A 14,700-nucleotide genomic window follows, 5' to 3' on the forward strand; every position below is an offset into this window, starting at 1 on the left:
ACAGCATAGAGCCGGGGGTATTCAATAGTTATATTGATTGGCAATCAAAAGCACGGCACTTGAACTAGCAAAAATGCCAGTTGACGCTAACTACTTTATATCGCCTGATCATTATTTTCAGGAGAGCACACATGAACACATCATCACTGCCGCTGCGCATTGCTTGCGCCCAAGTTGCACCGAAAGTTGCCGATGTAATCCATAACCGCGAAGTCTCCAATGCAGCGATCATCGAGGCTGCCCGGGAAGGTGCGGAACTGGTCGTGCTGCCGGAGCTTATGCAGAGCGGCTACGTGTTTGAAGACCGCGACGAAGCCTTGAGCGTTGCCGAGGGCTTGTACGACGCCACGGTCAAGGGCTGGTTCGCCCTCGCCCGGCAGCACCAGATCATGGTGGTGGCCGGCCTGTGCGAACGCCTGTCGGCAACCAAAGTCGCCAACAGCGTTGTGCTGATCGAACCTCAAGGCTGGATCACCTGTTATCGCAAGGTGCACCTGTGGGACCGGGAAAAACTCATCTTCACCCCGGGCGAGCAACCGCCACCGGTTGTGCGAACGGCCAAAGGGCGAATAGCACTGATGATCTGTTATGACCTAGAGCTCCCGGAGTGGGTACGCCTGGCTGCGCTGGGTGGTGCACAGTTGTTGTGTGCGCCCGCCAACTGGCCAGAATTCCCCCGCCCTCCCGAGGAGCGCCCGGCAGAAATCGTCCGGGTTCAGGCGGGGGCAGCAGTGAATCGCATGTTCATCGCGGTTTGTGATCGCCATGGCAGCGAACGCGGGGTCGACTGGGTGGGCGGTTCAACCATTGTCGATGCCGACGGCTTTCCCCTGGCTGGCGCCAGCAGCCTGCCCGAAGCGCAACTGCTGCTGGCCGACCTGGACCTGAGCGACGCCGACTACAAGTGGATCAGCGACCACAACCATGTCCATGAAGATCGCCAGCCGCAGCTCTACGGCGGTGTCTGCAACACTAGTACTCAATCCGCACGTCGCCCTTCGGCACGCTACAGCAAGACAGAATATAGCCCTCGGCCTCATCCTCTTCGGTGATGCCGCCGTTGTGCTCCATCTCCACTTCGCCGCCCAGCTTGAGCACCTTGCAGGTGCCGCAGATGCCCATGCCGCAGGCTTTGGGGATCATCAGCCCGAGCTTGGCCGCCGCCGCGTGCACGGTCTCGCCCGGGGCCACGCGGATGCTCTTGCCGGTGGCGGTGAATTCGACCTGGTGCAGGTCGCCGGCGTCCACCTCGGCAGCTTCAGCGGCTTGTTCGGCGTGTTCCACGGCATCGGCCTTGACCTCTGCCGGGGTCGCGCCGAACGACTCCTCGTGGTAGCGGCTCATGTCGTAGCCGCTGCTTTCCAGCAGGCGCTTGACTGCATTCATGTAGGGCGTCGGGCCGCAGCAGAAAATCTCCCGTTCCAGGTAGTCCGGGGCGATCAACTCCATCAGTTTCTGGTTCAGGTAGCCGCGATAGCCCGCCCAGGGCTCGCCCAAGCCGTGCTTCTCGCAAATGATATGAAGGCTGAAGTTGTCGATCCGCGAGGCCATGTGCTCCAGCTCGCGGTGATAGATGATGTCTTTCGGTGAGCGCGCGCTATGAACGAAAACCATGTCGACATTGCCGTTGGTGTCATAGAACCAGCGGGCCATGGACATCACCGGGGTGATACCGACGCCGCCACTCAGGTACAGCACCTTGGGGCTGGGGAAATCCATGGCATTGAACAGCCCGACCGGGCCGTGTACCGCCAGCTCCTGGCCCTCGTGCAACGTGTCGTGCAGCCAGTTGGAGACCTTGCCACCGGGCACGCGCTTGATGGTCACCGAGAAACTGTAGGGCACCGACGGCGAGCTTGAGATGGTGTACGAACGCATGATCGGCTCGCCATCGATCTCAAGCTCCAGGGTGACGAACTGCCCGGGCTTGAAGAAGAACATGATCGGCTGGTCGGCCATGAAACAGAAGGTGCGCACGTCCCAGGTTTCCTGGATCACCTTGACGCAACGGACGATGTGGCGGCCGTTGGCCCAGGTCTGGGTGCTGACCGGATTGAGGAAGCTGTTGGACATGCTCGTCTCCACGGCCGACTGCGGCCTGATGGCTGCGATTCTGCTTAAGCCGCGCAGGCGACACTTACCTATCCGCGACATTGGCGTGCTTATCGCGACCAGCCCCCAGCCACGCGGGCTTACGCGTCGGAAACGGATCTGATCATGTCGTCCATGGATATGGTTCCTGCGCCCTTCGAACGCACACTCCATCGCACATGATCCTGCTGTACTTGAGCCTTGCGTCGCCATAACAACGATTAGCCACTTTCACCGGCCACAAGCACTGGCCATGAGGACCTACACGATGGACGTCACCGCAACTTTGAGTCTGGGCGATCCACTGGAACCTGCACGCAAGGCCACCGCCGAGATGCTGCAGAGCCGCGAGCGAACCTTCTCGCTGCCACAGCCGTTCTATTGCGACGAGCGCCTGTTCCAGATCGACATGGAAGAAATCTTCCAGAAGGAATGGCTGATCGCCGGGATGACCTGCGAGATCCCGACCAAGGGCAACTTCATCACCCTGCAGATCGGCAAGAACCCGATCCTGGTGGTGCGCGGTGCCGAAGGCCAGGTGCACGCCTTCCACAACGTCTGCCGCCATCGCGGTTCACGCCTGTGCACCAGCGACAAGGGCAAGGTCGCCAAGCTGGTCTGCCATTACCACCAGTGGACCTACGAGCTGGACGGCCGCCTGCTGTTTGCCGGCACCGAAATGGGCGCCGATTTCGACATGAAGCAGTACGGCCTCAAGCCTGTGAACGTCAAGACCGCCGGTGGCTACATCTTCATCAGCCTGGCCGAGAACCCGCCGGCGATTGACGACTTCCTCGCCACCCTGACCCACTACATGGAACCCTACGACATGGAGAACACCAAGGTGGCGGTGCAAACCACCTTGATGGAGAAGGCCAACTGGAAGCTGGTGCTGGAAAACAACCGCGAGTGCTACCACTGCAGCGGCTCGCATCCTGAACTGCTGAAAACCCTGCTGGAATGGGACGACGTCACCGACCCACGCGCCGACCAGGCGTTCAAGGACCACGTCGCCGCCTCGGCTGCCGCCTGGGATGCCGAGAAGATCCCCTACGCCCACGCAAGCTTCGGCCTGCGTAACCGTATCGTGCGCATGCCGCTGCTCAAGGGCACGGTGTCGATGACCCTGGATGGCAAGCAGGGCTGCCAGAAGCTCATGGGCCGGATCAAGAACCCGGATCTCGGCTCGATGCGCATCCTGCACCTGCCGCACTCGTGGAACCACTGCATGGGCGATCACATCATCGTCTTCACCGTATGGCCGATCAGCGCCCAGGAGACCATGGTCACCACCAAGTGGCTGGTGCACAAGGATGCGGTTGAAGGTGTGGACTACGACCCGGCGCGCATGCGCCAGGTGTGGGACGCCACCAACGACCAGGACCGGCGCCTGGCTGAAGAGAACCAGCGTGGGATCAACTCCACGGCGTATCAGCCCGGGCCTTATTCGAAGACCTATGAGTTTGGCGTGGTTAATTTCGTCGATTGGTACAGCGAGCGGATGCTGAGCAACCTGGGGGCGGCGCCGGCGCCTTATCTGAAGGGTGTGGCTGCGCAGTAACCTTATCGCGGGGCAAGTCGAGGCGTCGCACCGCCGCTCCCACCGGATTTGTAGGTACCTGTAAATCCTGTGGGAGCTGATCAAATTTTGACCATACCCCGCAACACCCCGGCCTTACTGGGGCCCTCGATAGAACAAACACTTTATCCACAGGACAGCCCACAGCTAATGTGGGCAAGTCGTTGTTTTTCCCACTAAATTTTATTGATCAATATTTGATCAAATCTCTGCACGCCTTTAAATACAAGGCTCACAGCGGAAGGCGAACACCTTATCCACAGAGACGCCAACAGACTTTGTGTGCAAAAGTCCCAGCGGTGAAAAAGCGTTGTGGATAACGCCCTGAACAACCGAAACAACGGGCGTGGGCAGGCATAAACACGGCAATTGGCTAGTTTTTGATCAACCGTGCGCAGCCCTTGCCACACGGGCCTCTCAGCCATGGGCGAACATATTATCCACAGACCCGCCAACAGCGATTGTGGGCAAACTCAGCCGAGCCAGAGGGAGAAAACCTCGAAAAATCCACAACTTAGCTTGATCATTTTTTAACCATAACGCCGAAGGGCACGCAATGCGTGCCCTGCAGCCATACACGAACACTTTATCCACAGATCGGCCAACAGACTTTGTGAGCAACTGTCAGCGCAATACGCCCTCTTCCACCAGCAGCTTGAGGATGGCTTGCGCGCCGTCTGCGGGGCAGAGGTCCTTGAGTACTTGCCCACCACCGCCACTGGCCTTGGCGGTAGCAGCTTTCATGCGGTCGGCGCCGCTCTTGGCCTTGATCACTTTCAGGCGCTTGGGCCGTGGCTTGGCCGGTTGCAGCTCGGCGCTTGTGAATAACTCGTCTTCGACAATATCCACCTGGCGCGCTGCCAACACCCCGCGCCGGGCCGGGCCAAAGGCGCTCTGGCGCGGCTTGGGCGCGGCGTTATCCACAGTCGCCAGCAGCGGCAGGCGTACCTTCAGACGCCGCCGCTGGCCCCGTGGCAGGGCCTGCAGCACCTGGGCGACACCATTGTGGATAGATTCAACTTCGGCCAGGCCCACCACCAGCGGCCAGCCCAGACGCTCGGCCAGCAGGAACGGCAGCATCCCCGAACCTTCGCCGGTTTCCGCCTGGCTGCCGGTCAGCACCAATTGAGCGCCAGCGTCGCGCAGGTAATCGCCGAGTACGCCCAGGGCATCGGCGCCATGTGGCTGTTCGAGCACGTCGATGTGCTCCAGGCCCATACCCAGGTAAGCGCGCAAGGCCGGCTCCTGCGGGTCGCCGGCGTGCAGCACCTGCAAGTTATCCCCAGCCAGCTGCAGGCCCAGCTCTACCGCCCGGGCATCCTGCTCGGCACGTCGAGTGCGGCCGGAGCTTGGGTGGGCACCGATTGAAACCAGACTGATGACCTTGGTGTGCATAGTTATCCCCTGCCCTCAAGCCGCATCGCGCTTGACGTCGTTGCGGTAGTTTTCCACAGCCTCGATCAGCGCCTGGAGAATCGCCGCGCTGTCGCCGATCACCGACAGGTCGGCACGCTTGATCATGTCGCAGCCCGGGTCCATGTTGATCGCCACCACTTTGTCGCAGGCGCCGATGCCCTGCAGGTGCTGGATCGCCCCGGAGATACCCACAGCCAGGTAAACCCGCGCGGTCACCCAGGTACCAGTGGCACCAACCTGGCGATTGCGTGGCATAAAGCCATCATCCACAGCCACCCGCGAGGCGCCTTCGGTAGCGCCGAGGGCCACGGTGGCGCGGTGGAACAGTTCCCAATCCTTGACGCCGTTACCGCCCGAGACAATGAATTCGGCCTCGGCCATGGCGATGGCCGCCGGATCGACGGCCACCGGGCCGAGGTCTTCAATGCGCGACAAGCTGCGCACAGCACTTGTGGATAACTGCACCGGCAAGGCTTCGTGGCGGGTTTCACTGACAGGTTCCGCGCATTCGACAGCCGCCAGGATCAAGCGCGGCAAGCCGCGCACCAGGTCTTGCTGACCAGCGCCGGCGCGGCCGCTGCACTGCCCGTCCTTGACCTGCCAGACCCGAGTCGCCGGGCGTTCGCCAATGGCCGCAGCAAAGCGCCGGCCCAGCTCGCCGCCACCCGTGCGGCTGTCTGGCAGCAGCCAATGGCGTGGGCTGTACTGGTTATCCACAGCGCGCAGGCCCTGCACCAACTGCTCCGGTGCGTAACCTGCGAACTCGTCACCTTCGATGACCAGCAGGCGATCGACGCCGGCTGTGGAAAAGTTGCTTTCCTTGTGTTCGCCAAACACCACTGCCAGCACCGCGCCGTCGCTACCGGCCAGGCTGTGGGCCAGGCCCAGCAGGTCGCGGTCGTGACTGCCCAGGCGACCGCCGACCATGTCTGGAACCACGGCGATGTAGAACGCCGGCTGTGCCACCTGGTGCAGCGGCAATTGCACCACGGCCGCAGCCGTGCGCTTGCTGCTGCCACCCTGCTGGGCGCCGCTGCGGTCGATGCGCTTGAGGCCATTGGGACCGATGAAGCCGACCCCGTGCGGGTTCTTGCGAATGATGCCGTTGGGCCCCATCCAGCTGTGTTGCTGGCCCTGCTGCATGGCCGCGTGCAGCGGGTGCAGGCGGTTGCGGGCGATCCACTCGGCGCGCGGATCACGGCGAATAATGTCGCTCATCAGTGCACCTCCGCAGGTTCACGCTGTGCCGGAGCGGGTTTGCTCGGCGCCGCCGGTTCTTCGAGAATGGCGTCGGCAACCAGCTCCGCCAGGTCCTTGATCAGCGGACGCGGTTCGACTACGCCCTCAAGCATCGCCGTGCACTGTGGACAACCCACGGCCACCAGCTCGGCGGCGGTTTCGCGGATGTCATCCATACGCATGTCGGGGATCCGTTGTTTGCCCGGAATATCGGTAATCGGCGCTCCGCCGCCACCGCCGCAGCAGCGCGAACGCAAGCCCGACCGCTGCATCTCCCTGACCTCGATGCCGAGCGCGCGCAATACCTCGCGCGGCGCCTCGTACTCACCGTTGTAGCGGCCCAGGTAGCACGGGTCGTGGTAGGTCACGCTGCCGCCCTTGTGCTGGCCCAGGTTGAGCGCGCCTGCGCCAATCAGCTCGGCGATGTAAGTGCTGTGGTGCTGCACCAGGTAGTTGCCGCCGAAAGCCCCGTATTCGTTCTTGAGCACGTGGAAGCTGTGCGGATCGCAGGTGACGATACGCTTGAAGCTGTACTTGGCCAGGGTCTGGATATTGCGCCGGGCCAGTTGCTGGAAGGTCGCTTCATCGCCCAGGCGCCGGGCCACGTCACCGCTGTCACGCTCTTCCAGGCCGAGCACGGCGAAGTCCACTTGCGCGGCTTTGAGCACTTTGACGAAAGCGCGCAGGGTGCGCTGGTTGCGCATGTCGAAGGCACCGTCGCCGACCCAGAACAGCACCTCGGCGGTCTTGATGTCGCCGAGCAGGTTGAGGTTGAGGTCCGCCGCCCAGTTCATCCGCCCGCCCGGGGCGAAGCCGCCGGGGTTGTCGGTGGCGATCAGGTTGTCCAGCACCTCGGCGCCCTTGTTCGGTGTCGCGCCTTTTTCCAGGGTCAGGTGGCGGCGCATGTCGACGATGGCATCGACGTGCTCGATCATCATCGGGCATTCCTCGACGCAGGCGCGGCAGGTGGTGCACGACCACAGGGTCTGGGCATCGACCAGGCCGTTGACGATCGGCTGGTGCGGGTTGCCGCCATGCTCGCCAATGGCTTTGCCAGGATAGGGGCTGCCGGCAAACTTGGCATCGGTACCACCGGCCAGGCCAACGACCATGTCCTGGATGAGTTTTTTCGGGTTCAGCGGCTGGCCGGCGGCAAACGCCGGGCACACGGCCTCGCACTTGCCGCACTGCACGCAGGCGTCAAAACCGAGCAATTGGTTCCAGGTGAAATCCTTGGGCTTTTCTACCCCCAGCAACGCTTGCGGGTCTTCCAGGTCGATGGGCTTGAGCCCGGTCGAACGGCCACCGCCAAAGCGCTCGGCACGCCGGTGCCAGGCCAGGTGCAGGGCACCGGCGAAGGCATGCTTCATCGGCCCGCCCCAGGTCATGCCGAAGAACAGCTCGGACACGCCCCACAACACGCCAAGCCCCAGCAGCGCCACCAGCAGCCAGCCGCCGAAGCCTTCGGGGAGGATCCCGGCGACCGGCAAGGTGGCGATGAAGAAGCTTGCGGCGAACACCAGCAGGCTTTTCGGCAAGCGCATCCATGGGCCTTTGGACAGCCGCGACGGCGGATTGAGCCGGCGTTTGTAAACGAACAGCGCACCGGCAAACATCAGCACAGTAGCGAACAGCAAGGCGTAGCCGAGAATCTTGTTATGCAGGCCGAAGCCATGCACCAGGATCGCCAGCACCGCCGCCAGGACAAAGCCGCCAGCGGTGGCCACGTGGGTGTTGGCCATGTACTTGTCGCGGGCGACCACGTGGTGCAGGTCAACCATGTAGCGCCGGGGCATGGCCAGCAGGCCGCCGAGCAGATCGACCTTCGAAGGCCGACCCTGGCGCCACATCCGCACGCGCCGCAGCGCGCCCAGGACAGCAAGGCCCAGGGCGGCGAACAGGAGGATGGGGATAAGGGTGTTCAACATTTAGAGGCACCTTTCAGGTGCAAGCCTCAAGCCTCAAGCCGCAAGCCAGGGCAACACCGCGCTGCTCTTGCTTACCGCTTGAAGCTTGCCGCTTGCAGCTGCCTTAGAAATCCTTACAAAGCCGGAGTGCATCGTAGATAGCGGCGTGGGTATTGCGCTGCGCCACGCAGTCGCCAATGCGATACAGCAAGTAGCCTTCGCCCGGCTGGCTGAGAATCGGCTGCGGCTTGATCGCGAACAGCGCTTCGATGTCGATCTGGCCCTTGTTGCGCGAGCCTTCCTTGAGGCCGTAGTACAGCGCCTCGTCCGGCCGTACACCGTTCTCGATCACCACCTGGTCGACCACCCGCTCCTCTTTGGCGCCGGTGTATTCGTTCTCCAGCACCGCCACCAGTTTGTCACCCTCGCGGTAGACCTTTTCTAGCATCAGGTCGCCGGTCATGATCACTTCTTTGGGGTACATGCTGCGGTAGTAGGTCGGGAACGACGTGCCGCCAATGGCCACGCCCGGCTTGATGTCGTCGGTGACGATCTCGACCTGGCTGCCCTTGTCAGCGATGTAGTCGGCCACCGACATGCCGGTGAATTCGCAGATGGTGTCGTACACCAGCACGTTCTTGCCCGGCGCCACCTTGCCGTCGAGCACGTCCCAGCTGCTGACCACCAGCCCTTCGGCGGCGCCCCAGTGTTCGTTCTGCTCGATGAATGGATGGCCGCCCACCGCCAGCACGATGATGTCCGGGCGCAGGTCTTGAATGGTGTCGATATCGGCGGCAGTACCCAGGCGCAAGTCGACCTTCAGGCGCGCCAGCTCCAGCTGGTACCAGCGGGTGATACCGGCGATCTGGTCGCGCTGCGGCGCCTTGGCGGCAATGCTGATCTGCCCGCCGATGGCGTCCTTCTTCTCGAACAGGGTGACGTCATGGCCGCGCTCTGCTGCCACACGCGCGGCTTCCATGCCCGCAGGCCCGGCGCCAACCACCACCACCTTGCGCTTGGGTCCGGTGCTTTTCTCGATGATGTGCGGCACGCCCATGTATTCACGGGAGGTCGCGGCGTTCTGGATGCACAGCACGTCCAGGCCCTGGTACTGGCGATCGATGCAGTAGTTGGCACCCACGCACTGCTTGATCTGGTCGATCTGGCCCATCTTGATCTTGGCGATCAGGTGCGGGTCGGCGATGTGCGCACGGGTCATGCCGACCATGTCGACATAACCGCCTTCGAGAATGCGCGTAGCCTGGTTCGGGTCCTTGATGTTCTGCGCGTGCAGCACCGGCACCTTGACCACTTCCTTGATGCCGGCTGCCAGGTGCAGGAACGGCTCGGGCGGGAAGCTCATGTTGGGAATGACGTTGGCCAGGGTGTTGTGGGTGTCGCAGCCCGAACCGATCACGCCGAAAAAATCCAGCATGCCGGTGGCGTCGTAGTACTTGGCGATTTCCTTCATGTCCTCATGACTGAGGCCATCGGGGTGGAACTCGTCACCGCAGATGCGCATGCCCACGCAAAAGTCCGGGCCCACTTCGGCACGCACGGCCTTGAGCACTTCCAGGCCAAACTTCATCCGCCCTTCAAAGGTGCCGCCCCATTCGTCGGTGCGCTTGTTGACCCGCGGGCTCCAGAACTGGTCGATCATGTGTTGGTGCACCGCCGACAGCTCGACGCCATCCAGGCCACCTTCCTTGGCCCGGCGCGCGGCCTGCGCGTAGTTGCCGATCACCCGCCAGATTTCTTCTGGCTCGATGGTCTTGCAGGTGGCCCGGTGCACCGGCTCGCGCACCCCCGATGGCGACATCAGGGTCGGCCAGTTGAAGCCGTCCCAGCGCGAGCGACGGCCCATGTGGGTAATCTGGATCATGATCTTGGCGCCATGCTTGTGCATGGCGTCGGCCAGGTTCTGGAAGTGCGGGATGATGCGGTCGGTCGAGAGGTTCACCGACGCCCACCATTCCTGCGGGCTGTCGATGGCCACCACCGAGGAGCCGCCGCAAATCGCCAGGCCGATGCCGCCCTTGGCTTTCTCTTCGTAGTACTTCACGTAGCGCTCGGTGGTCATGCCGCCATCGGTGGCGTAGACCTCGGCGTGCGCAGTGCTCAGTACCCGGTTGCGGATGGTCAGTTTGCCGATCTGGATCGGCTGGAACATTGCTTCGAAAGCCATGGCGGGATCCTCGACTTACAACGGCTTGACGATGAACAGGCCGTCGTCGTGGCCTTCTTGCGAACCGCCGTAGACCTGCTCGGCGACCGTGCGAATGTTGCTGCCGCGGGCGGCCAGGATCTGGTCCATGGCCCCGGCGAACCAGCCGGTGAACATGTAGTCGACCTTGCGCCCGACCTTGCCGTACACATACACGAACGCCGAATGCTCGAGCTTGACGCTGGCGGTGCCCTTGTCGAGGTCGATGTCCTGGATCTTGAACAGGCCCCAGCCGCGCTGGGACAGGCGCTTCATGTAGTGCTCGAACACCGCCACGCCTTGCAGGCCGTGGCATTCAGCCTCTTTCTCGCACCAGTGCCAGGCAGACTTGTAGCCGGCCTTGTAGAGGATCTCGGCATAGGCCTCGGCGCCCAGTACTTCCTCGATGCCCATATGGTTGTTGACGAAGAAATGCCGCGGCACGTACAGCATCGGCAGGGCGTCGCTGGTCCAGACACCGGTTTCGCTGTCGACTTCGATAGGCAATTGCGGGGCGATCTTGGCCATGGAAACTGAACTCCAGAAATGTGGTATTCACGATGCAAAGCCGCTTTGGCTTTGCTCTTCAATAAACAGCCGCTGTGAATGCCTTTGGAGCCGTAGCGAGCACGTCGAGAGCAAGGAAGGACCGGAGCGAAAGGCGAGACAGTACCGAGGTACGGCGAGCTTTTCGCGAGGACCTGACGCAGCTATCGGCGAGCGGAGTAGGCTCCAGAGGTATTCACTCGCCCCAGACGTCCTTTAGAACGTTGACCCAGTTCTCGCCCATGATCTTGCGCACCACGCGCTCGGAGTGGCCGCGTTTGAGCAGGGTCTCGGTGAGGTTGGGGAACTCGCCCACGGTGCGGATGCCCAGCGGGTTGATGATCTTGCCGAAGTTGGTCAGGCGCCGGGCGTAGCCCTTGTCGTGGGTCAGGTACTCGAAAAAATCCTGGCCGTGGCCTTGGGTGAAGTCGGTACCGATGCCGATGGAGTCTTCACCAACAATGTTCATGGTGTATTCGATGGCTTCGGCGTAGTCGTCGATGGTCGAATCGATACCCTTGGCCAAGAACGGCGCGAACATGGTAACGCCGACGAAACCGCCGTGATCGGCAATGAACTTGAGCTCTTCATCGGACTTGTTGCGCGGGTGCTCCTTGAGCCCGGAAGGCAGGCAGTGGGAGTAGCACACCGGCTTTTTCGATTCGAGGATGACTTCTTCGGAGGTCTTGGAGCCGACGTGGGACAGGTCGCACATGACCCCGACGCGGTTCATCTCGGCGACAATCTCGCGGCCAAAGCCCGATAGCCCGCCGTCACGCTCATAGCAACCGGTACCGACCAGGTTCTGGGTGTTGTAGCACATCTGCACGATGCCCACGCCCAGTTGCTTGAACACCTCGACGTAGCCGATCTGGTCTTCGAAGGCATGGGCGTTCTGGAAGCCGAAGAGGATGCCGGTCTTGCCCAGTTCCTTGGCCTTGCGGATGTCGGCGGTGGTGCGCACCGGCATCACCAGGTCGCTGTTGTCGCGAATCAGCTTCTGGCTGGCGGCGATGTTGTTGACCGTGGCCTGGAAGCCTTCCCAGACCGACACTGTGCAGTTGGCTGCGGTCAGGCCGCCCTTGCGCATGTCCTCGAACAGCTCGCGGTTCCATTTGGCAATGATCAGCCCGTCGATAACGATGCTGTCTGCGTGTAATTCGGCTGGGCTCATCAGGCTGTCCCCTTTATTGGTAAAACCTGCGCCGAATCGTCTGCCGGCGCTTTGGGGCCAGCATATGCCTAGGGGCAATGTCGCCCAGATGCAAAAACGACAGGGGAATTGCCGAAAGCGTCAACGCTTGTTGAAGGGGGGCAGTTTGTGCCGCGGCGAACCTTGGGAATAGAAGCGCGTCCCTCTGGGTTGCAGCAGTGGTCGCTCTATCATTGCTCGACCAGCCAGGAGGCTGGCACCCTTTACAGGAGTAACGACATGCTGCAATCGGATCAACTTGACTTCATCAGTTCCCTTGAGCTGCCTGCCCGCAAACCCGTCATCGCCACTCGCGCGGCGTTTGCGGCAGCTCCCACCCTCCCGGGAGTCGCCTTCGACGAAAACACCGACAATGGCGTCGTCGTCGGTGAAAGTGCCATCGGCCTCACTGACTCGCTGTCGGAACAAAACAGTATTGATGTAATGAACTGCATCTCCCTCATGCAACAAGGGGCAGACAAGAAGTTCGACAAGGAAACCCAGCGCAAGCAGTGGTATGAGTTCTACACCAAAGGCCTGGCGACATTGGGATGGAACACCACCAACAACGCCTCTCAGCTTTACACCCCACGCGCCAGTGAGTTTTCCATGGACCAGATTGCCCTGGAAATCATTGGCGCGGTGTCCGGGGGCGGTGCATTCAGGAGCATTGCAGAAAAAACCCTGAATGGCCTGCAAAAAGACCAGGGCGCACTGAACCTGCTGGAAAACAACAGCGCCTCGGAATCCTTCGGCACCTTCCAGATTCTTCCGTGCCTCGAGTCCAGCAAGGGTCAGGTAGCGATGGTGCTCAATTGCCTGGAGTTCAAGAAACAGGTCAGGACCAAGCGCGTGCTGTTTTTCAAATTCAAGAAAACCAATGTGACCATTTATCGGGCTGCTAGCCAGGTTCAGTTGAACACCAATCTGTATGCCCGCATCCGTTCTGCGGTAGAAGACAAACTGGCCGGTGGTGCAGAAAACTTTCTTGAGCAATTCGAGATTTGATACTTCGCGTGCCGATGCCCGGCATCGGCACTGCCCATCGCAAGGAGTGCCAACATGCCCATTGCTTTCGAAAGTTATAACAACGCTGCGCAGATTGCCTGTTTATCCACGCACCTACCTGTGAGCACCAAGGAAGACATATTGAGATCGAGCCTGCTCGCGCAAATGTCTGCCGACAAACAGCCGTATCATTCTATCCAGGAGTGGCACTCGCACTACAGTAAGGCGCTCGGTAAGTTAGGCTGGGTTTTCACCACCGAGCAGTTGACCGAATACACCTCAAGCCTGGGAAGCACAATCACGCTAATGGAACTGCTTCAGCAGGTTGCCAATCCCTATGCGATTCCAGCGCAGGTGTGGACTGCATTGAACGAGCCGGGTCAGCCCGACCCTAAAAAAACTGTTCTGCGCCAATCTGCTTTTAAACCGCTGCCTGGCCAGGACCGGCTGTTGATCACTATTGAAGTGCTGATTGCGCGTTCGTCAACGGCGATCAAGAAGATCAGTCTGGCCCTGGAGACTAAACCCTTTAACGTCACCAATGACTGGCTAAAGCATTCGTTTGCCTGTCAGGACATTCTGCGCCCAATCCAGATCCGCCACAGTGATGCCAGTCTCAAAGCAAGCTACAGCAACCTGAGGAGCACCGTGACCACCAAACTGGGTAGTCACATTCAGCAACTCACCTTCGAACTTCCCCACCCGTGAATCGCTGGCTATTCCACTGATACTGTCGCACTGGTCAATTCTGGCAATGCGGCAGTATCCGAGCCCCTCGCCATGAACACCTCTATGGATTCAACCCCGATAGTTATTCCACCGGCACTAACGCCGGCAACTCGCAACCTGGTCAACTACCACAATAACACTCTACCGGGTGCAGTGAATGCTGCGGTGGCAGCGGATAGTGTCCTCAGTTTCAGTGACCGACTGACAGATACGCAGCGCAAGAGCGTGTTGAACAGCACACTTTTTGCGCAACTGTTGGCTCAACAACAAACGCCCCCGGGTCAGGACTGGTTTGCCAGCTACTGTACGATCCTGGCAACCCTGGGCTGGCGCTTCACCGGCGTCTGGAAAAAACAGGTCGAGCTGCATCACCTGTATTGGACATTGCTCGAACTGGCGTTCTCTATCGTTGCAGAGAACTCGCCCGTACTGGACCTCACGCAAGTTCAACAGGTCGACAGAACGTTCAGGGCGCTCCTGCAATCCACAGCTGCCCGGGAAGTGTTCAGAATCGGCAATGACCACCATGCGTTCAACAGCTTTCAGTTCATCCCTGTCAACGAGCGGGCCAACGGTCTATTGGATGTCCAGTTGCACAGGCTGGAGCTTTCTTCTGCTGTGCCAGTGACAAGCCTCCTTGACCGTCAGCGGCTTGAATCCAGAGCCATGGTAAAACTGGAAATTCACCAGGTGCAGTTTCATCCCCCGGGAAATTACGCCATACAGCAAATGATCCAGGAGCGTCTTGGCCAGATGGCCGAAACATTCATCGTCGGCCTGATGATCTGAA

12 protein-coding genes are annotated in these 14,700 nt (G+C 60.9%); 5 read left to right on the forward strand and 7 right to left on the reverse strand.

Annotated elements, in window-relative coordinates; genetic code table 11:
* The first annotated feature begins 131 nt into the window (after window positions 1-131).
* The gene (locus tag LOY54_RS25460; RefSeq protein ID WP_258608393.1) at window positions 132-1,052 is read left to right on the forward strand and encodes a nitrilase-related carbon-nitrogen hydrolase; all 921 of its coding nucleotides are present in this window, start codon (window positions 132-134) and stop codon (window positions 1,050-1,052) included.
* Here the strand turns inward: LOY54_RS25460 and gbcB are convergent.
* Window positions 973-2,073 (reverse strand): glycine-betaine demethylase subunit GbcB, encoded by a 1,101-nt coding sequence (gene gbcB, locus LOY54_RS25465; RefSeq protein ID WP_123565306.1) that lies wholly within the window; start codon window positions 2,071-2,073, stop codon window positions 973-975. The genes LOY54_RS25460 and gbcB overlap by 80 nt on opposite strands.
* Window positions 2,074-2,359: 286 nt before the next feature.
* On the opposite strand from gbcB, the gene gbcA reads away from it, so the two are divergent.
* Entirely contained in the window at window positions 2,360-3,652 is a 1,293-nt protein-coding gene (gene gbcA, locus LOY54_RS25470) for a glycine-betaine demethylase subunit GbcA (protein WP_115084934.1), read from the forward strand.
* A 642-nt stretch (window positions 3,653-4,294) separates the two neighbouring features.
* Here the strand turns inward: gbcA and LOY54_RS25475 are convergent.
* From LOY54_RS25475 to LOY54_RS25500, 6 genes are all read right to left on the reverse strand, one after another.
* Complete coding sequence (locus tag LOY54_RS25475) at window positions 4,295-5,065, reverse strand: electron transfer flavoprotein subunit beta (protein ID WP_258608396.1); 771 nt, start codon at window positions 5,063-5,065, stop codon at window positions 4,295-4,297.
* Between the two features lie 15 nt (window positions 5,066-5,080).
* The gene (locus LOY54_RS25480; RefSeq protein WP_258608398.1) at window positions 5,081-6,304 is read right to left on the reverse strand and encodes an electron transfer flavoprotein subunit alpha/FixB family protein; all 1,224 of its coding nucleotides are present in this window, start codon (window positions 6,302-6,304) and stop codon (window positions 5,081-5,083) included.
* On the reverse strand, window positions 6,304-8,253 hold the full coding sequence (gene dgcB, locus LOY54_RS25485) for a dimethylglycine demethylation protein DgcB (protein WP_213603034.1): 1,950 nt from the start codon (window positions 8,251-8,253) through the stop codon (window positions 6,304-6,306). The genes LOY54_RS25480 and dgcB overlap by 1 nt, the downstream gene beginning before the upstream one ends.
* A gap of 103 nt (window positions 8,254-8,356) precedes the next feature.
* The gene (dgcA, locus tag LOY54_RS25490) at window positions 8,357-10,417 is read right to left on the reverse strand and encodes a dimethylglycine demethylation protein DgcA (RefSeq protein WP_093378706.1); all 2,061 of its coding nucleotides are present in this window, start codon (window positions 10,415-10,417) and stop codon (window positions 8,357-8,359) included.
* A 15-nt stretch (window positions 10,418-10,432) separates the two neighbouring features.
* Window positions 10,433-10,963 carry a 4-vinyl reductase gene (locus tag LOY54_RS25495; RefSeq protein WP_045202287.1) on the reverse strand — a complete coding sequence of 177 codons (531 nt, stop codon included), beginning with the start codon at window positions 10,961-10,963 and terminating at the stop codon, window positions 10,433-10,435.
* Between the two features lie 214 nt (window positions 10,964-11,177).
* The gene (locus tag LOY54_RS25500; RefSeq protein WP_123565301.1) at window positions 11,178-12,155 is read right to left on the reverse strand and encodes a dipeptidase; all 978 of its coding nucleotides are present in this window, start codon (window positions 12,153-12,155) and stop codon (window positions 11,178-11,180) included.
* Window positions 12,156-12,413: 258 nt separating this feature from the next.
* On the opposite strand from LOY54_RS25500, the gene LOY54_RS25505 reads away from it, so the two are divergent.
* The 3 genes from LOY54_RS25505 (at window position 12,414) to LOY54_RS25515 (ending at window position 14,699) form a co-directional block, all read left to right on the forward strand.
* Window positions 12,414-13,181 carry a hypothetical protein gene (locus tag LOY54_RS25505; RefSeq protein WP_093378697.1) on the forward strand — a complete coding sequence of 256 codons (768 nt, stop codon included), beginning with the start codon at window positions 12,414-12,416 and terminating at the stop codon, window positions 13,179-13,181.
* A gap of 54 nt (window positions 13,182-13,235) precedes the next feature.
* Window positions 13,236-13,889, forward strand: a complete 654-nt coding sequence (locus LOY54_RS25510) for a hypothetical protein (RefSeq protein ID WP_258608400.1) — start codon at window positions 13,236-13,238, stop codon at window positions 13,887-13,889.
* A 72-nt stretch (window positions 13,890-13,961) separates the two neighbouring features.
* The gene (locus tag LOY54_RS25515) at window positions 13,962-14,699 is read left to right on the forward strand and encodes a hypothetical protein (protein ID WP_258608403.1); all 738 of its coding nucleotides are present in this window, start codon (window positions 13,962-13,964) and stop codon (window positions 14,697-14,699) included.
* Window position 14,700 lies beyond the last annotated feature (1 nt).

This window comes from Pseudomonas sp. B21-032 (assembly GCF_024748965.1).
Lineage (GTDB): Bacteria > Pseudomonadota > Gammaproteobacteria > Pseudomonadales > Pseudomonadaceae > Aquipseudomonas.